This window comes from Amycolatopsis sp. NPDC088138, from assembly GCF_044741685.1.
Lineage (GTDB): Bacteria > Actinomycetota > Actinomycetes > Mycobacteriales > Pseudonocardiaceae > Amycolatopsis.
Genome location: NZ_JBIUTB010000003.1, coordinates 84,110 through 101,999, shown reverse-complemented (window position 1 = coordinate 101,999; position 17,890 = coordinate 84,110). Strand labels below are relative to the sequence as shown.

At 72.8% G+C, this 17,890-nt stretch carries 15 protein-coding genes; 13 read left to right on the top strand and 2 right to left on the bottom strand.

What is annotated here, in order from left to right; genetic code table 11:
• Positions 1-144 precede the first annotated feature (144 nt).
• From ACIOD2_RS15355 to ACIOD2_RS15330, 6 genes are all read left to right on the top strand, one after another.
• The gene (locus ACIOD2_RS15355) at positions 145-1,326 is read left to right on the top strand and encodes a hypothetical protein (RefSeq protein WP_400538231.1); all 1,182 of its coding nucleotides are present in this window, start codon (positions 145-147) and stop codon (positions 1,324-1,326) included.
• Positions 1,320-1,958 (top strand): DUF4129 domain-containing protein, encoded by a 639-nt coding sequence (locus ACIOD2_RS15350; RefSeq protein WP_400538229.1) that lies wholly within the window; start codon positions 1,320-1,322, stop codon positions 1,956-1,958. The genes ACIOD2_RS15355 and ACIOD2_RS15350 overlap by 7 nt, the downstream gene beginning before the upstream one ends.
• Positions 1,955-3,094, top strand: coding sequence for a DUF4350 domain-containing protein (locus tag ACIOD2_RS15345; protein WP_400538227.1), 1,140 nt, complete (start codon positions 1,955-1,957; stop codon positions 3,092-3,094). Before ACIOD2_RS15350 ends, ACIOD2_RS15345 begins: the two co-directional genes overlap by 4 nt.
• On the top strand, positions 3,091-4,062 hold the full coding sequence (locus tag ACIOD2_RS15340; protein ID WP_400538225.1) for an AAA family ATPase: 972 nt from the start codon (positions 3,091-3,093) through the stop codon (positions 4,060-4,062). Before ACIOD2_RS15345 ends, ACIOD2_RS15340 begins: the two co-directional genes overlap by 4 nt.
• Before the next feature lies 1 nt (position 4,063).
• Positions 4,064-5,356 carry a DUF58 domain-containing protein gene (locus tag ACIOD2_RS15335; protein ID WP_400538223.1) on the top strand — a complete coding sequence of 431 codons (1,293 nt, stop codon included), beginning with the start codon at positions 4,064-4,066 and terminating at the stop codon, positions 5,354-5,356.
• A 206-nt stretch (positions 5,357-5,562) separates the two neighbouring features.
• Positions 5,563-6,342 (top strand): RICIN domain-containing protein, encoded by a 780-nt coding sequence (locus ACIOD2_RS15330; protein ID WP_400538221.1) that lies wholly within the window; start codon positions 5,563-5,565, stop codon positions 6,340-6,342.
• On the opposite strand, the gene ACIOD2_RS15325 is transcribed toward ACIOD2_RS15330, so the two are convergent.
• Positions 6,334-7,341 (bottom strand): stage II sporulation protein M, encoded by a 1,008-nt coding sequence (locus ACIOD2_RS15325; protein ID WP_400538219.1) that lies wholly within the window; start codon positions 7,339-7,341, stop codon positions 6,334-6,336. The two genes, ACIOD2_RS15330 and ACIOD2_RS15325, sit on opposite strands and share 9 nt — an antisense overlap.
• 33 nt (positions 7,342-7,374) lie before the next feature.
• Here ACIOD2_RS15325 and ACIOD2_RS15320 point away from each other — a divergent pair, with 33 nt between their 5' ends.
• Positions 7,375-8,493 (top strand): RDD family protein, encoded by a 1,119-nt coding sequence (locus ACIOD2_RS15320; RefSeq protein ID WP_400538217.1) that lies wholly within the window; start codon positions 7,375-7,377, stop codon positions 8,491-8,493.
• Positions 8,494-8,588: 95 nt separating this feature from the next.
• Here the strand turns inward: ACIOD2_RS15320 and ACIOD2_RS15315 are convergent, their stop codons facing one another.
• The gene (locus tag ACIOD2_RS15315; protein WP_400538215.1) at positions 8,589-9,635 is read right to left on the bottom strand and encodes a neutral zinc metallopeptidase; all 1,047 of its coding nucleotides are present in this window, start codon (positions 9,633-9,635) and stop codon (positions 8,589-8,591) included.
• 450 nt (positions 9,636-10,085) lie between these two features.
• Here ACIOD2_RS15315 and ACIOD2_RS15310 point away from each other — a divergent pair, with 450 nt between their 5' ends.
• The 6 genes from ACIOD2_RS15310 to nudC are packed head-to-tail and all read left to right on the top strand — an operon-like array spanning position 10,086 to position 17,617.
• Entirely contained in the window at positions 10,086-10,544 is a 459-nt protein-coding gene (locus ACIOD2_RS15310; protein ID WP_400538213.1) for a hypothetical protein, read from the top strand.
• A gap of 51 nt (positions 10,545-10,595) precedes the next feature.
• Positions 10,596-12,332 (top strand): DUF2207 family protein, encoded by a 1,737-nt coding sequence (locus ACIOD2_RS15305; RefSeq protein ID WP_400538211.1) that lies wholly within the window; start codon positions 10,596-10,598, stop codon positions 12,330-12,332.
• Between the two features lies 1 nt (position 12,333).
• Positions 12,334-13,920, top strand: coding sequence for a DUF2207 family protein (locus ACIOD2_RS15300; RefSeq protein ID WP_400538209.1), 1,587 nt, complete (start codon positions 12,334-12,336; stop codon positions 13,918-13,920).
• Between the two features lie 9 nt (positions 13,921-13,929).
• Positions 13,930-15,222 carry a M16 family metallopeptidase gene (locus tag ACIOD2_RS15295; protein WP_400538207.1) on the top strand — a complete coding sequence of 431 codons (1,293 nt, stop codon included), beginning with the start codon at positions 13,930-13,932 and terminating at the stop codon, positions 15,220-15,222.
• Positions 15,219-16,598 carry a M16 family metallopeptidase gene (locus ACIOD2_RS15290; protein WP_400538205.1) on the top strand — a complete coding sequence of 460 codons (1,380 nt, stop codon included), beginning with the start codon at positions 15,219-15,221 and terminating at the stop codon, positions 16,596-16,598. The genes ACIOD2_RS15295 and ACIOD2_RS15290 overlap by 4 nt, the downstream gene beginning before the upstream one ends.
• On the top strand, positions 16,598-17,617 hold the full coding sequence (gene nudC / locus ACIOD2_RS15285; RefSeq protein ID WP_400538203.1) for an NAD(+) diphosphatase: 1,020 nt from the start codon (positions 16,598-16,600) through the stop codon (positions 17,615-17,617). The genes ACIOD2_RS15290 and nudC overlap by 1 nt, the downstream gene beginning before the upstream one ends.
• Positions 17,618-17,890 lie beyond the last annotated feature (273 nt).

Here is a 17,890-nt window from a genome sequence, read left to right as displayed (position 1 = left end):
CGTTCAGCCTACCGGGGGAACGGGGCCTCCCGCACCCGTCCGTGTGCGCACTGTCGCGGTGTGCGGACGTCACCCCAGGTCTGGCCGGGTGCAACCCGCTCTGAGAGAGTGTCCGCAAGCAGGTACCGCAGGCGAGGGGCTTCGATGACAGAGACCGGTGGCGCGCCCGGCGAAGAGGGCGCCGACACGCCGACACCGAGCCGGGGTATCCCCCAGGCTCCCACCCCTGGATCGGGTGAGGTGAGGCCGCCGGAAAGTCACGATCAGTCACCGCCCACGCCGCCGACCGGCTGGCAGGCACCGGACCCGCGTGGCGCTCAGTCACCGCCTCCCGGCTGGCAGCAGCAGGCCCCGCCGCCGATGTCCTACGGCGGGCCGCCGCCGCAGCAGCAGTACGCGCCGTACCCGCAGCAGCGGGGCTTCAGCCCGCACGGCCTCGGCAAGCCCGGCGTGATCGCGCTGCGCCCGCTCAACGTCGGCGACATCCTCGACGGCTCGATCACCGCGATCCGCCGGTACCCGCTGGTCGTCCTGGGCATCGGTGCCGTGATGGCGGTGATCTCGGCCGCCCTCTCGTTCCTGATCCAGCGATTCCTTTACAACGACTTAGCGGACCTGACCACGAACATCGGCCCGGGCTCCACCGAGGCGGAGGCGCGTGACGCCCTGTTCGGCACCTTCGGGGACCTCGTGATCATCGCGCTGCCGACGGCGTTGCTCACGACGTTGCTGCTGACCGTCGTGAACGGCCTGCTGGCCGCCGTGATGGGCCGCGCCGCGCTGGGGCGCGAGGTGAGTTTCTCGCTCGCGTGGGCCGAGGTCCGGCCGCGCCTGCTGCCGCTGCTCGGCGTCGGGCTCGTCTACTCGATCGTCACGACCATCGGCCTGATGCTGTGCATCGTCCCCGGCGTGGTCGCCTACGTGTTCTGGGCGCTGGCCAGCGCCGCGCTCGTGCTGGAGCACGGCACGTTCAAGCAGGCGTTCTCCCGGTCGGTCCGGCTGGTCAAGGGCTCGTTCTGGCGCGTGTTCGGCATCCTGCTGCTGGCCGGGATCATCGAATACCTGTTCAACAGCATCATCCAGGTCCCGTTCAGCCTCGGCAGCGGTGCGTTCAGCCAGGTGCTGAACCCGTCGGCGCAGCCGGCCGTGCCGGGCACCGGCGAACTGCTGCTGCAGGGGGTCGGCCAGATCATCTCCGGCACCATCGCGACGCCGTTCGTCGCGCTGGTCACCGTGATCATCTACCTGGACCAGCGGATGCGCCGCGAGGGCATGGACATCGAGCTGGCCCGCGCCGCCGGGGTGACGCCGCCGCAGGCATGGTGACGCTGCTGCTCACCGACGTCCCGGTCGACATCGACCGGGACACCGCGCGGCGCGCCGCGCAGGAGGAGCTGACCGACCAGAAGTACCAGCAGGCCAAGCCGAGTGTGCTGCAGGAAGTCGCCCAGTGGGTCGACGAGCAGCTGGACAAGCTGCTGAACGGCCTGTCTTCGGTGGTCCCCGGCGGGATCTTCGGCGTGGTGCTGATCCTCGTGGTGCTGATCTTGCTCGTCGTCGTGATCCGCCTGCGCACCGGCAAGATCGCCCGCGCGGCCCGTGCCGACCGGCTCGTCTTCGAGGGGAAGCGGCAGAGCGCCGCCGACTACCGCCGGTCCGCCGCGGAAGCCGCGGCCGCCGGCCGGTACGACGACGCCGTCCGTGACGCCTTCCGCGCGCTCGTGCGGGCGCTGGAGGAACGCGCGCTGCTGGACGCCCGTTCCGGCCGGACGGCCGACGAGGCCGCCGCGGAGGCCGGGGTGCTGCTGCCGAACGTCGCTAACGAGCTGCGCCAGGGCGCGCGGCTCTTCGACGACGTCCACTACGGCGGCCGCGAAGGCACCGAAGCGGCCTACCGCACGCTGACCGGGCTGGACGACCGCTGCCGCCGGGAACGGCCGGTCGTGGTGGCCGCGTGAGCACCTCGGTTTCGCCGGACGTACGCCGGATCTGGCGCGGCTCCCGCCTTCCGCTGGCCCTGCTCGCGCTGGTGGTCGCCGCCGCCGCGCTGCTCCTGCTCGGCCGCGGCGACCAGACGTTCGGCGCGCTCGAACCCGGCTCCTACGAACCCGGCGGCGCGCACGCGCTCGCGAAGCTCCTGGCGGACCAGGGTGTCGACGTCCGGACCGCGCACACGATCGACGAAGCGGACGACGCGCTGGGCGAGAACTCGACGTTGCTCGTCACGCAGCCGGACCTGGTGCCGGCGAAGCGCTTCGACGCGCTGCGGCAGCGCGCCGCGGACGTCGTCCTCGTGACGCCGGGTGCGCCGACGCTGAAGGACTCCCTGCCGCTGGTCCGGCCGGTCGGCCAGAGCGATGTCGGCACGCTGAGCCCGCAGTGCACAGTCGCCGCCGCCGTCGCGGCCGGCGACGTCACGCTCGGCGGGATCGGGTACGCCGCACCCGGCGCGCGCTCGTGCTACCCGGGTGAGGACGGCGGCGGCACGCTGCTGCAGCTCGCCGACGACGGCGGCACGACGACGCTGCTCGGCTCGCCCTCGCCGCTGACCAACGGCAAGCTCGCCGAGCAGGGCAACGCGGCGCTGGGCCTGCACCTGCTCGGGCAGCACCCGAAGCTGGTCTGGTACCTGCCTTCGGCGTCCGATCCGGCGCTGGACGACTCGCGGAAGTCGATCTTCGAGCTGATCCCGGACGGCTGGTACTTCGGCGCCGCGCAGGTGGGAATCGCGGTCGCGCTGCTGGCGTTGTGGCGGGCCCGGCGGCTCGGCCCGGTCGTCACCGAGCCGCTGCCGATCGTCGTCCGCGCGGCCGAAACCGCCGAGGGACGCGCCCGGCTGTACCGGCGCGCGAAGGCAGCGGACCACGCGGGCGAAACACTGCGGGAGGCGGCGCGGGCCCGGTTGCGGACCACGCTGGGCCTGCCCCGCGACGCCGACGCGGCGGCGCTGGTGACGTCGGTGAGCGAGCGCGTCGGCCGGCCCGCGAACGACGTCGGAGCTGTGCTGTACGGGCCGCCGGTGACCGGCGATCCCGCGCTGGTGCGGCTGGCAGGCGAACTGGACAGGGTGGAACGAGAGGTGGAGCGATCTTGACCAGCGGTACCGAAGGGACGACCGGGGCCCGCGACGCGCTGATCGCGCTGCGCGCGGAAGTCGCGAAGGCCGTCGTCGGCAACGACGCCGCCGTCACCGGGCTGATCCTGGCCCTGCTCTGCCGGGGGCACGTGCTGCTCGAAGGCGTCCCCGGCGTCGCGAAGACGCTGCTGGTGCGGGCGCTCGCGGCGGCGCTGGACCTGGAGACCACGCGCGTGCAGTTCACGCCGGACCTGATGCCCGGCGACGTCACCGGCTCGATCGTCTACGACGCGCACAGCGGCGAGTTCTCCTTCCGCGAGGGCCCGGTCTTCACGAACCTGCTGCTCGCCGACGAGATCAACCGGACGCCGCCGAAGACGCAGTCGTCGCTGCTGGAGGCGATGGAGGAGCGGCAGGTTTCGCTCGACGGGAAATCGCGGCCGCTGCCCGACCCGTTCATCGTGGTCGCCACCCAGAACCCGGTGGAGTACGAGGGCACCTACCCGCTGCCGGAGGCGCAGCTGGACCGGTTCCTGCTCAAGCTGACCATGCCGACGCCGTCACGTGAGGACGAGATCGGCATCCTCTGGCGGCACGCGCAGGGTTTCGACCCGCGCAACCTGGCGGCGGCCGGCCTCAAGCCGGTGGCGGGCGCGGCGGAACTCGCTGTTGCGCGCGAAGCGGTTTCGAAGGTGACGATCGGCCCCGAGGTGATCGGGTACGTCGTCGACCTCTGCCGCGCGACGCGGCAGCTGCCGTCGGTGCGCATCGGCGTCTCCCCGCGTGGTGCGACGGCGCTGCTGGCCGTCGCGCGGGCCTGGGCGTGGCTCGCCGGGCGCGACTACGCGACCCCGGACGACGTCAAGGCGCTGGCCCGGCCCGCGCTGCGGCACCGCCTGGACGTCCGGCCCGAGGCCGAGCTGGAAGGCGTCACCGCGGACGGCGTGCTGGACCGGGTTCTCGCGTCCGTGCCCGTGCCGCGCTGACATGGCCGTCACCGGAAGGCTCGGGCTGCTGGCGCTGTTCGGCGCGCTGGTGGTCGGGCTGCTCCTGCCGTCGCGGACCGGCCTGCTGGCCGTCGGCGGGGTGCTGCTCGTGCTGGTCGTCGCCGACCTGGTGCTGGCCGGGAGCGTCCGGCCGCTGCGGTTCACGCGCTCCGGCGACTCCTCGGTGCGGCTCGGGGAGCCGTGCGAGGTGACGCTGGTGGTGACCAACCCCGGCGGCCGCGCGGTCCGCGGGCAGCTGCGCGACGCGTGGCCGCCTTCGGCGGGCGCTGCCGACCGGCACGCGGTGCGCGTGCCGGCGGGGGAGCGGCGGGCCATGGTCACGGCGCTGCGGCCGTCCCGCCGCGGTGACCGGATGGCGGCACGGGTGACGGTCCGGTCGGTGGGGCCGCTGGGGTTGGCGGCGCGGCAGGGTTCGCACGTGGTGCCGTGGACGGTCCGCGTGCTGCCGCCGTTCCACAGCCGCAAGCACCTGCCGTCGCGGCTCGCGCGGCTGCAGCAGCTCGACGGCCGCAACGCCGTGCTGATCCGCGGCCAGGGCACGGAGTTCGACTCGCTGCGCGAGTACGTGATCGGCGACGACGTCCGCTCGATCGACTGGCGCGCGACGGCCCGCGCGGCGGACGTGATGGTCCGCACCTGGCGCCCGGAGCGCGACCGGCACGTGGTGCTGGTGCTCGACACGGGCCGCGTCTCGGCGGGCCGGGTCGGCGACGCTCCGCGCCTCGACGCGGCGATGGACGCGGCGCTGCTGCTGGCCGCGCTGGCGACCCGGGCGGGCGACCGCGTCGACCTGCTGGCCTACGACCGCCGCCTGCGCGCGGCCGTCCAGGGCTCGACCGGCGCGGCGTTGCTGACGTCGCTGGTCAACGCGATGGCGCCGCTGGAGCCGTCCCTGATCGAGACGGACGCGCGGGGCATGGTCGCCGAGGTGCTGCGGCGGACCCGGCGGCGCGCGCTGGTCGTGCTGCTGACGGGCCTGGACGCGGCACCGCTGGAGGAGGGCCTGTTCCCGGTGCTGAGCTCGCTGACCTCGCGGCACGAGCTGGTGATCGCGTCGGTCGCGGACCCCCGGGTGGCGGAGATGCTGTCGGGGCGCGGCGACGCGGAAGCGGTGTACGACGCGGCTGCGGCGTCCCGCACGATGGCGGAGCGCAGCCGGGTGACGGAAAGGCTGGCGCGCCACGGGGTCAGCGTCGTCGACGCGGTCCCGGAGGAGCTGCCGCCGGCCCTGGCGGACCGCTACCTGGCCCTGAAGGCGGCCGGCCGGCTGTGATTGCCGGGTCGACTCGCGTGATTGCGGAGTCGACACGCGTGATCCGAGGGACGACACGGCAATCACAGCCCGCCGGTGTTCGCCGTGTCGACCCTCCAATCACGCGAGTCGACCCTCCAATCACGCGTGTCGGCGTGCTGATCACGGCGTCCCTCGGGCGAGTGGCTGCGGTGGTGCGTGGCCCGCCGGACTGTTAAGCCCGAAGGATGCGAAAGCTTTTCGTGGGGTGCCTGGTCCTGGTCTCGGTGTCGGTTCCGGGGGTCGCGTCGGCCGACGACGGCGCGCCCGTCTACCTCGCCGACGGCGGGGGCACGCTCTCGCTCGCCGCCGTCGACGGCAAGCCCGTCCTCGCCGACGCCAAGGACCCGAACGCCAAGTGGCGGTACGACAAGACGTCCCAGCACTTCACGAGTGTCCCTAGTGGACAGTGCCTGACCGCGGCCAGCCCGGTCGACGGCGTCGCGGTGAAGCTCGCCGCCTGTGACGACAAGGACAAGCACCAGGCCTGGCGGCGGGTCGCGGGGCTGCCGGGGCTCGTCGAGATCGCGAACGTCGCCACCGCGCGCTGCCTCACCGCGGAAGGCGCGGTCACGGGAGCGCGGCTGTACCAGGAAGTCTGTTCCCTGACCGGGATTTCCAACACCTGGGCCGCGGGCGGCCGCACCCTCGCCATCCTGTCCGGCAACGGCCAGCGCCTGGCGACGAAGGACCCGGGCGCGCCGTTCGTCGTCCGGGTGATCGGCGAAAACGGCCAGCCGGCGGCGGACGTCCCGGTGAGCTTCTACGTCCGCGCGGCCCGCCCGAAGAACCTCCTGGTCTTCGAAGGCGGCAGCGACACGGCAACAGCGAAGACGGGCGCCGACGGCTCGGCGTCGAGCCCGAAGCTGACGTTGACCGAGCAGGGTGAGTTCGAGGCCCGCTTCGTGGGCACCGCGAGCCTGGACGACGGATCGTCGATCGCCTTCGAGGGTTCGTGCCTATGCTGATTCGGGCAGTGCGTCGCCGATGTCCCGCGCCTCGAGGTCGCCGACTTCGCCTTCGCGGGCCGCGCGGCGGCCGAGGGTGAAGACGTAGACCAGGAAAAGCACCTCGACCACGACGCCGATCCCGACGCGGATCCACGTCGGCCAGCCCGACGGGGTCACGAACGCCTCGATGACGCCCGTCATGAGCAGCACGCACGCCAGCCCGAGCGCGATCACGACGACCGATCGGCCCTGTTCGGCCAGCGCGACCGTGCGCGACCGGCGGCCGGGGTCGATCACCGTCCAGCCGAGTTTCAGGCCGGTGCCCGCCGCGACGAACACCGCCGTCAGCTCCAGCAGGCCGTGCGGGAGCAGCAGGCCGATCATCACGTCGGCGCGGCCGGCCGCGCTCATCGCGCCGATGATCAGGCCCGCGTTGAGCGCGTTCGCCCAGAGCGCGCCGATCACCGGCAGGCCCAGCGCGATCCCGAGGAACAGGCAGGTCGCCGCCACCCAGGCGTTGTTCGTCCAGACACGCGCGGCGAACGACGTCGCCGGCCCGGTCGAGTAGTAGCTCTCGGCGTCGCCACCCGGCTTGGTCAGCTGGTTCAGCTCGTCCGGCGTCGCGATCGAGGCGCGCACGTGCGGATCACCCGAGACCCATACCGCGATCACCACGATCACCGCGATCGAGGCCAGCATCGCCGGGATCCACCACCGCCGTGACAGGTAGACGGCGGCGGGGAACCGGCGGGTGAAGAACAGGGCAACCTCGCGCCACGCCGGGGTGTGCGACCCCGAGATCGCCGAGCGGCCGCGCGCGACCAGCCCGGACAGCCTGCCGATCAGCGCCGGGTCGGGCGCGACCGAGCGGACGATCGACAGGTGCGTCGCCGTCCGCTGGTAGAGCGTCACCAGCTCGTCGGCTTCCGCGCCGGTGAGCTTGCCGCCGCGGCGGGTCAGCTCGCCGAGCCGCTGCCACTCGGCCGAGTGCGCCACCACGAAGACGTCCAGATCCACCAGGCCACCCTATCCGTCGATAGGCTGGACCTCGTGCACGAGGAATCCGAGCTGGTCACCGGCGAAGCCGTCGTCCTGGACCTGCGCGTCGCCAAGCTCGCCAGCCGGGCCCTCGCGATGGCGCTCGACGTCGTCGTCCAGTTCGCGCTCCTGCTCGCCGCGCTCTTCGTGCTGACGCAGACCGTCCCGGCGGACGACGGCTCGCTCGCGCTGACCCTCTTCCTCGTGTTCCTGGTGCTGGTGATGGTCGGCTACCCGGTGCTGTTCGAGACGCTCTCGCGGGGCCGGTCGCTGGGCAAGATGGCGCTGGGCCTGCGCGTGGTGCGCGTCGACGGCGGCCCGATCCGCTTCCGCCACGCGCTGACCCGCGGGCTCGCCGGCTTCGTCGTGGACTTCTGGACGCTCGGGCTGTTCGGCGCGGTCGCGGTGATCGTGTCGCTGTGCTCGTCCGACGGCCGCCGCGTCGGGGACTTCCTCGCCGGGACGCTCGTGGTGCGCGAGCGCGTCCCGGAAAGGGCCGGCTACCCGGCGATCGGCATGCCGCCGGGCCTGGAGGGCTGGGCGTCCCAGCTCGACCTGACCCGGCTGCCGGACGACCTCGCGCTGGCGAGCCGCCAGTTCCTCGCGCGCTTCAACGAGCTGCGCCCGGAGGCGGCACACTCGCTCGGCTGGGGGCTCGCGCAGCAGGTCGGCAACGCGCTGGGGGTGGCGGTGCCGCCCGGGGTGCCGCCGTGGGCGTTCCTGGCCGCGGTGCTGGCGGAACGGCGGAACCGCGACCACGCCCGCGCGTTCCAGGCTTACGCGGCGGCGCAGGCCCAGCAGGCGCAAGCGTTTGCGGCGCGGGGACAGGGTTATCCGGGGCAGGGTTACCCGGCGCAGGGGCAGGGACAGGGCTACCCGGCGCAGGCTTATGGGGCGCCTCCGCAGGCTTACCCCGGGCAGGCGCCGTCGCAGCCGAGTGCTGGACCCTCGCAGCCTTTCCCGGCGCAGCCGAATGCCGGACCCTCACAGCCGTTCCCGGCGCAGCCAAGCACCGCGCCGTCGCAACCTTTCCCAGCGCAGCCCGCCGCTGCCGATTACTCGGGTTCCTCCGAAGAGACCCCGCCGCGCGGCACCCCGGCCGTCGAGAACCCGTTCACGCCACCGAGCTGACCTGGCCCCGACCGCCCCAATGTGGCCTTCGGTGCGCCTGGCGCACCCAAGGCGGCCTTCGGTGCGTGAGACGCAACCAAGGCCGCCTTGGGGCGTTACGAGACGTCTCCCGAAGAGGCCGTCCACGTGTTGCACTGCTGGCTGCGGTTGGTCGTCGCGCCGTGCTGCCACCAGGAGATGTTGTGCTTGGCGCTGCCGTGGTCGCGCTTGCCGTTGCGGGCGTAGTCGTCGCCGCGGTCCTGGGCGTTCCAGGCCTCGTTGTAGATGTTCTTGTCGACCGAGCCGCCCGACACCGACGCCGAGCCCAGGAACATCCCCGAGAAGCACTGCGCCTCGAGCTCCATGCGGCGTGACAGCTCGAGGCCGACCGCCGAGTCGGCGCCCGCGTCATAGCGCTGCTCGCCGTAGGCGTCGGAGATGCCGGCCATGTTCTGCACGTGGTGGCCGTATTCGTGGGCGAGGATCGACAGGTACGGGCCGGGGTGGTTGCCCCACACGTCGATCTCGATGCGGTCCATCGGCATGTAGATCGTGTTGTTCGACGGGCAATAGAACGGCGTGACACCGGTGGTCGTGCCCCCGCTGCCGCACGGCGTCGACGATTCCGAGAGCGACCGCGGCACGGCCAGCTTCGGCGACTCGAACGGCAGGTCCGCGCCGCCCAGCGCCTTCGACCACATCGCGTCGAGGCAGGTGAGGCCGGACTGGAAGAACCGCGTGACGCTGGCCTGGTCGGTCGCCCAGCGGCTCAGCGAGCACGAGACGTTCTGCAGGCCGAAGTTCGGGCTGGCGAACAGCGGGTTGTCGCCGGTCTTCGCGACCGAGTGGGGCCCGGACGGCGTCTGGGACGTCGGCGTCTCGCGCCCGGACGTGGTCTCGCGCGTGGTCGTCCCCTCGGTGGACGACGTCGTTTCGGTCGTTTCCTCACTGGTCGTGGCCGAATCGGTCTCGGTCGGGTAGGCGCTGGAGTAGCCGGCGTCGGCGACGTGGCGCGAGTTCCCGCCGGTCAGCGCGACGGCCGCGATCAGCCCGCCGACGACGGCCACGATCCCGATGATCGACACGGCGACGATCAGCCCGGTGTTCGACTTCTTGGCGACGTAGGGCCGGTACCCAGGCGCGAACCGCGGCCCGAAGGTCATGGCGGGCGGCGGCCCGGCATAACCCGGAGCGAAGACGGGCGCGGGAGCCGTCACAGGCGGCGGCAGCGGAGCCCCGGTGGGCGGCGGGGGACGGAACTGGGGTCCGGTCGGCGGGCCGCCTGGCTGGGGGTAGGGCCCGGACGGTGGTCCCGGCGCGGGGAACCCCTGGGTGCCCTGCGGACCTTGCGGCGGCCACCCGGGTTGCTGCGGCCCACGCGAACCCGACGGCGGCCCAGCGGGAGACTGCGGATTCCGCGGCGCGTGCGGATTTTGCTGCGAACCGGCAGGCGGATTCTGCGGCGAACCTGCGGGGCCATGGGGGTTCTGCGGCGCGTGAGACGGAGGGCCGGCGGGGTTCTGCGGCATCCCGGCGGGTCCCTGCGGTCCGCGCGGACCTTGCTGCGGCGAGCCGCCAGGACTTTGCGGTCCCTGCGGCGAACCGGCAGGGCCTTGCGGTCCCTGCGGTGCACCAGCGGGTTGCTGCGGCCCCCGCGGCGGCTGTCCTTGACCCGGCTGGCCCTGCCCAGACTGCCCCTGCCCCTGCCCCTGCTGGTCTTGGCGACCTTGGCCTGGCTGCCGCTGTGGCGGCTGCCCTTGGCCCGGCTGGCCCTGCCCAGCCTGCCCCTGACCCGACTGCCCTTGGCTCGGCTGCCCCTGCGGCGGCTGCCCGGACTGCCCCTGGCCCCCTTGCCCCGGCTGCCCTTGCCCGGGTCCACCCCGCCCCGGCTGGCCCTGCGGCAACGGCCGGTTCGCCGGCGGCGGCAACGGCCGCGCCCCCGGCGGCGGCAACGGCGGCCGGCCCGGAGGTGGCACCGGACGTCGCGGGTCGTGCGGACCCTGCGGCGGCTGAGACATCTTTGTGGAACCCCCCGTGGACTATCCCCGTCGGAAGCGGCGTACCTGCGCTGATCTCGCCGTTCCGGCCGTCAGCATAGATCCAGTGCTCTAGGGTGTGGTGCTGTGTTGAGGAAACTCGCCGCTGTGGTCGCCGCGGCCGGCCTGCTGACCGCCGGGACCGCGGGAACAGCCGCGGCCGCCGAAGGGCCCACCGCCGGGCCGCCGCTGCCCGCCCAGCCGAGCGAGCAGGTCAAGAAGCCGCAGCTGCTCGGCAGCATCGTGCCGGGCCAGCCGCCCGCGGACGGCACCAGCGCCGACGTCGCGCTCAAGCTCCTGCGTGACGGTTCCCTCTCCGTCACCGAGAAGGTCACCGTCCCCGGCGGGCAGCAGCTCGTTTCCCGCGTCCCGCTGCGGGTTTCGGCCGGTGACGACCAGGATCGCGTCTTCGCCGTCCGCGACGTCAAGACCGAGGGCGCCGCCACCAGCCAGCTCACCGGCGACCAGCTCGTCCTCACCTTCACCGGCGGCAGCTCGACCGTCACCTACCTCGTCGACGGCGTCGTCGCCGACGAGAGCGGCCGGCAGCAGGCGCGCTGGCAGGCCGCGAGCGGCTTCGACGGCCCGGTCGCCAAGCTCACCGCGTCGTTCATCGCGCCGTCGCCGGAACTGTCCCCTGTGGACTGTTTCGCCGGCCCGATCGGCTCCAGCCAGCGCTGCACCCTCGCCGAGCTCGACCACACCGGCGTCGTGCGCCTGGAGCAGAACGACGTCCCGCCGGGCGACCGCGTCGACCTCTTGGTCGGCCTGCCCGCGAACACCACGCCGGCCACCGCGAAGTTCGCCGACATCGGCCTGCTCGCCAACGCCTTCGCCATGACACCGCTGACCGGCGTCGTCTTCGCCGTCCTCCTGGTGCTCCTGATCGCCGCCGCGGTCTTCGTGGTGCGCCGCCGCAAGCAGGATGCGGGCGCGCTCACCGCCGCCACCGGCCCGGTCGAGGTGCTGCTGCGCGACGGCGAACGCGTCTACTTCGCCTCCCCGGACGGCGTGCTGCCCGGGCAGGTCGGCACGGTGATCGACGAGACCGTCGACGTCGTCGACATCAGCGCCACCGTGGTCGACCTCGCCGTCCGCAACTACCTGTGGCTGGCGGAAGTACCAGGGCCCGACTGGCAGCTCGCCCGCCGCAACCCGCCCGACGAGCACCTCCACGACTTCGAGCGCGCCGTCTACGAAACGCTCCTGCCCGAGGGCACCGACGCCGTGCTCGTGTCGCAGCTGCGCGCCCGCGGCGGCCTCGACCTGCGCCGGATCAGCGACGCGATGTACGCCGACGTCGTCACCAAGCGCTGGTTCTCCCGCCGCCCCGACACCGCGCGCGGCCGCCTGACCTGGCTCGGCGCCGGGATCTTCGCGCTCGGCCTTGTCGTCACGGCGATCCTCACCTTCACCGTCGGGGACGCGCTGCTCGGCGTCGCGCTCGCGCTGGCCGGGCTCGGCGTCGCCGCCGCGGCCGTGCTGCTGCCCTCGCGCACCGCGCGCGGCCGGGTGCTCGTCGGCCAGGTCCGCGGCCTGCTGCACTACCTGCACCACGCCAAGGCCGAGGACATCCCGCCGGGCGATCGCGAGATGGTGTTCTCCCGGTCGCTGCCGTACGCGGTGGTGCTGGGCGACACCGAACGCTGGCTGGGCACCTTCGCCGCGCTCAACCCGGCGTCGGACGGCACGGCCGGGCTCTACTGGTACGGCGGCATGGAGGCCGACAGCGACCTGCGCCGGTTCGGCACGCACTTCCCGTCGTTCCTGACCGCGCTCGACGGGCTGCTCACCGAGTCCGGCCGCACCACGTCGCCGCGCTGACGTGCTCGCGGCGGCGGTGCTGACGCTCCTGCTGGCCGCGGCGCCGGTGGACCAGCCGCCGCTGCCCGCGCTGCCGCAGAGCGCCGAGATCCAGCTCAAGGTCCAGCGCGACGGTTCGCTGTCGGTCGCCGAAGCGGTGTCCGTGCCCAACGGCGTCACGATGGACCGCCGGGTCGCGCTGCGGGTCGCGGCGCCGCACCACCGCGACCGCGTTTACGGCGTCCGTGACGTCGTGCTCGAAGGCAGCGGCACGGCATCGGTCGACAAGGACGCGTTCACCGTCCACCTGACGTCCGGCACGTCGATCGTCCGGTACACAGTGGACGGTGCGGTCGACGGCGACCGCGTCACCTGGGAGCTGGCCGGCGGCTGGAGCACCGAGCTGAAATTCCTCCGCGCGTCCTTCGCCGCGCCGAAGATCCCGACGGCGGTGGACTGCCTGGCCGGGCCGGCCGATTCGGACTTCCAGTGCGGCGCCGCGCAGATCGACCACGCCGGCCTGACCCGGTTCAGCCAGCAGAACCTCCTCGCGGGCCAGCGGATGACGGCCACCGTCGAGCTGCCGGCGGGCACCGTCCCGGCGAACGCGCGGCTGGTGCCGTCGAAGACGCTCGCGGGCGCGTTCGTCGTCACCGCCCCGGTCGGCTGGGCCTGGGCGGGGTTCGGCGCGCTGCTGCTGGCCGCGGCCGCGTTCGTGCTGTTCGCGCGACGCCGGGACGCCGCTTCGCCGGAGCCGCCGAAGGCCGAGCTGGTCTCGGCGAGCGGCGAGTTCGCGTCACCGGAAGGGGTGCTGCCGGGCCACGTCGGCGTGCTGCTGCACGGCCGCGCCGGGCCGGCGGACCTGGCCGCGACCGTGCTCGACCTGGCCGTCCGCAACTACCTCTGGGTCAGCGACGGCTCCCGGCTGACCCGCCGCAACCCGCCCGACGAGCACCTGACCTCCTTCGAGCGTGCGGTCTTCGAAGCGGTACTGCCGGAGGACTCGGTGACCCTTGCCGAACTGCGGCGCGACCACGTCGACATCGCACCGGCGCTGTCCGCCGACGCCGTCCGCCGCGGCTGGCTCGCGCCGCGGCCCGGCCGGCTCCGCCGCGCCGGGATCCGGGTCGTCTTCTACGGCGTGTTCCTGACCGTCCTGCTGGCGTTGACCGCCGGGTACGCCCAGCTCGGCGTCATCCTCGCGCTGGCCGGGGCCGCCGCCGCGGTGGTGTCGGCGGCGCTGCCCGCGCGCCGGCGAGCCGGTCTCGACGTCGCACGACGGCTGCGCGGGGTCGCCGCGGAACTGGGTGCCGTGAAGGTGAAGGACCTCGGCAAGCCCCAACGGGAACTGGTGTTCTCACGCGGCCTGCCGTACGCGCTCGCTCTGGGCGAACTAGGTCCGTGGGTGGCCGCGTTCGACGGCCTCAAGCACCCGCCGACGGTCTACTGGCACGACGGCGACATCACCCCTGACCAGGCCGGATCCTTCGCGACGGCGCTCGCGGGCGCGTTCGCCGGCGCCCGCCGCGCGCGGCTGCTCGCCGCCGTCGGCCCGGACACCGGTTCTCACCCGCCAGCCGGGAAGCCAGGAGGCGCCGAGCCGTCGTAGGGTGGGGCCATGGCCGATCCCGAGCTCGTCCGATACACCCTAGACAACGGTTTGCGCGTGGTGCTCGCACCCGACGCGACCGCGCCGGTGGTCGGCGTCAGCGTGCACTACGACGTGGGTTTCCGCTCCGAGCCGGAGGGGCGCACCGGTTTCGCGCACCTCTTCGAGCACCTGATGTTCCAGGGCTCCGAGAGCCTGGAGAAACTCGCCCACTTCCGGCACGTCCAGTCCAGCGGCGGCACCTTCAACGGGTCCACCCATCCGGACTACACCGACTACTTCGAGGTGCTGCCGAGCGCCGCGCTGGAGCGCGCGCTGTTCCTCGAGGCCGACCGGATGCGCGCGCCGAAGCTGACCGCCGAGAATCTGGCGAACCAGATCGACGTCGTCAAGGAGGAGATCCGGCTCAACGTGCTGAACCGGCCGTACGGCGGGTTCCCGTGGATCACCCTGCCGCCGGTGCTGTACTCGACGTTCCCCAACGCGCACAACGGTTACGGCGGCTTCGAGGACCTCGAGAGCGCCACGGTCGAAGACTGCGCCGCGTTCTTCGACACCTACTACTCGCCGGCCAACGCCGTGCTCACCGTGGCGGGCGACTTCGAGATCGCCAACGCCAAGAACCTGATCGAGAAGAACTTCGGCGACGTCCCGCACCGGCCCGCGCCGCAGCGGCCGTCGTTCGCCGAGCCGCTGCCGACCACCGAGCTGCGCGGGGAGAACGTCGACCCGCACGCCCCGCTGCCCGCGCTCGCCGTTGGCTACCGGATGCCCGACCCGATCAACGACGTCGACGGTTACCTCGCCTACCTCGTGCTCGCCGGCGTGCTGACCGACGGCGACGGCTCCCGGCTGCAGCAGCGGCTGGTGCACAAGGAGCCGCTGGTCGTCGACATCGGCGCCGGCGCCGGGCTGTTCGGCCCGTTCGAGGCCCGCGACCCGGACACGTTCACCATCACCCTGATCCACCCGCACGAGGTGACGCGCGAGCGCGTGCTCGCGGCGCTGGACGACGAGCTGCAGAAGCTCGCCGACAGCCCGCCGAGCGACGAGGAGCTGCGCAAGGTCACCGCCCGCTGGACGGCCAGCCTGCACTCCGAGCACGACCGGCTGGTCTCCCGGACCCTCGCGCTCGGCTCGTTCGAACTGCTCTACGGCGACGCGTCGCTGGTGTACAAGCTCGCGGACCGGATGTCCGCCGTCACCTCGGAAGCCGTTTCGGCGGCGGCGAAGGCGCTGCGTCCCGACGCGCGCGCCGTCCTGGTGGTCAAGCCCGCTTCGGAAGGGACCAACGAGCAGTGACTTCTGCAACGCACCGCAGCGCCGAGGAGATCGGCCGCACCGCGCAGGGGCCGCGTCCGCTGCCCCCGCTGGGCGAGCAGCGGGTCGCCGGCGACCTGTCCCATGTGGACACCACGCTGTCGAACGGACTGCGGGTGCTGGCCGTCCGCAAGGCGACGGTGCCGATGGTCGAGGCGCGGCTGTGGATCCCGTTCGCGGGTGACGACGCGCTGCACCCGGCGACCGCCGAGGTGCTCGCCGAGACGATCCTCACCGGCACCGCGCGCCGCAACCGCATCGACATCGACACCGAGCTGGCGTTGATCGGCGGGGACATCGGCGTCGGCGTCGACCCGGAACGCCTGGTGCTGACCGGTTCCGCGCTCGCCGCCGAGCTGCCGACGTTCCTCGACGTGCTCGCCGACGCCCTCACCGGCGCGACCTACGCCGACGAGGAGATCGCGCGGGAGAAGGAGCGGCTGGTCGAGCGGATCGCCGTCTCCCGCACGCAGCCGCGCACGATCGCCCGCGAGGCGCTGCAGAAGCACCGTTACGGCGACCACCCGGCCACGCGCGAAGTTCCTCGCGCGGAAGACGTCGCGGTGGTCACCCCGGAGCAGGTCCGCGCACTGCACCAGGCGTCCGTGCAGGCCCGCGGCTCGGTGCTGGTGCTGGTCGGCGACATCGACCCGGGCGGGGTCATCGGCGAGCTGGAGAAGGTGCTCGGCGCCTGGGCGTCGGACCGCTCCGCCGTGCGGCTGCCCGCGCTGCCGGACCTGACCGGCCCGAGCGTGCTGCTGGTGCCGCGCGCCGGGGCCGTGCAGTCGCAGATCCGGCTGTCCGCGCAGACCGTGCCGCGCACCGACCCGGGTTACGCCGCGCTGCAGCTGGCGAACCTGGCCTACGGCGGGTACTTCTCGTCGCGGCTGGTCGAGAACATCCGTGAGAACAAGGGGTACACGTACTCCGCGCACTCCGGTTTCGAGTTCACCGACGACACCGCGGTGGTCAACGTCGACGCGGACACCGCCACCGACGCGACCGCCCCGGCGCTGCTGGAAACCCGCTACGAGCTGGGCCGTCTCGGCCAGGTCCCGCCGGCGGGCGACGAGCTGGAGTCGGTGCGGCAGTACGCGATCGGCTCGCTGCTGACCTCGACGTCGTCGCAGGCCGGGCTGGCCGGGCAGGTGCTCGCGCTGGCCTCGACCGGGCTGAGCCTGGAGTGGCTGAACGAGCACCCGGCGCGCGTCGCCGCGGTGACCGCCGAAGAAGTCGCCGACGCGGCGCTGAAGTACTTCGCTCCCAAGCGGTTCACCGGCGTGGTCGTCGGCGACGCCGCGGTGCTGGAACGCAAGCTGCTGGCGCTCGGTGACGTCGAAGTGGGCGAGCCTGCCTGATGTCCGTCCCGTTCACCCTTGATGCCCTGCCGACCCTGTCCCGGTCCACTGTGGACCGCCAGGAAGGCTTGCGCACCAACCCTTCTCGATTGCTGTCTCGCTGGGCTGACGCCCGGGTCGTCCTGCTGGACGACACCGGGCGCACCCCGGTCGTCGAGGGATCGTCGGTGCTGGCGTTCCGCAAGGCCGTCGACTTCGGCGCCGAGCCGCCGTCCGACGCGGTCTTCCTCGGCGAGTGGCAGGACACCGACTACTGGTCGCTCCCGGGCGGCCCGTCGGGCGAGACCGACACGGTCAAGATGGCCGGCAGCTGGGGCTTCGTCGAAGAGGTCCCGCGTGTCGACGGCGAGATCTGGGTCGAGCTGCGCGGTTACGGCGACCTGCTGGACGACACGTCGGCCGGCCTGTTCACCACGGCGCAGGCGTTGCGCAACTGGCGTCGCCAGGCCAAGTTCTGCACCCGCTGCGGTCACCCGACCGAGCTGATCCAGTTCGGCTGGGCGAGCAAGTGCACGAACGACGGCCGCGAGGAGTACCCGCGCACCGACCCGGCGGTGATCTGCCTGGTCCACTCGCTGGAGGGGACCAACGGCTCCCACGTCCTGCTGGCCCGCCAGCCGATCTGGCCGGCCGGGCGGTATTCGGTGCTGGCCGGCTTCGTCGAGGCGGGGGAGTCGCTGGAGGCGTGTGTGCTCCGCGAGATCCGCGAAGAGGTCGGGGCCCTGGTGTCGGACGTCCGCTACCTGGGCAGCCAGCCGTGGCCGTTCCCGCGTTCGATCATGCTGGGCTTCACGGCCCGGGCGGACCGCACGCTGCCGCTGATCCCGGCGGACGGCGAGATCGAAGAGGCGCTGTGGGTGTCCCGCGCGGAGGTGCGCGCGGCGTTCGAGAACAGTCAGGAGCGGAACGAAGGCGCCAAGCCGACCCCGATCGCGGACGGCGCGGCGGAGATCCTCCTGCCGGGCAACTCCTCCATCGCCCGCGTGATGCTCAAGGCCTGGGCGGACGCGGAGGAGTGATCGAAGTGCCGTGAAGGCCGCGTCTTCACGGCACTTCTCACCCGATCGCCTATGGCAATCGAGGCCCGTGCGGTCGAAGTGGCGCGCGGGTTCTATGAGGTCAAATCTCGTTACTAACGGCAACCTGGCGACTACCGGCGTGGCGGTATGTCGCTTCCTTGAGCACTCGGAAGATCGAGTGGGGTGGGTTGTCGAACGAGGGGCCAGTCGATGGCATCGACCAGGAAGCATCCGCAGAATTGTGAGAAGGCCACAGGCCACGTCTGCAAGTGC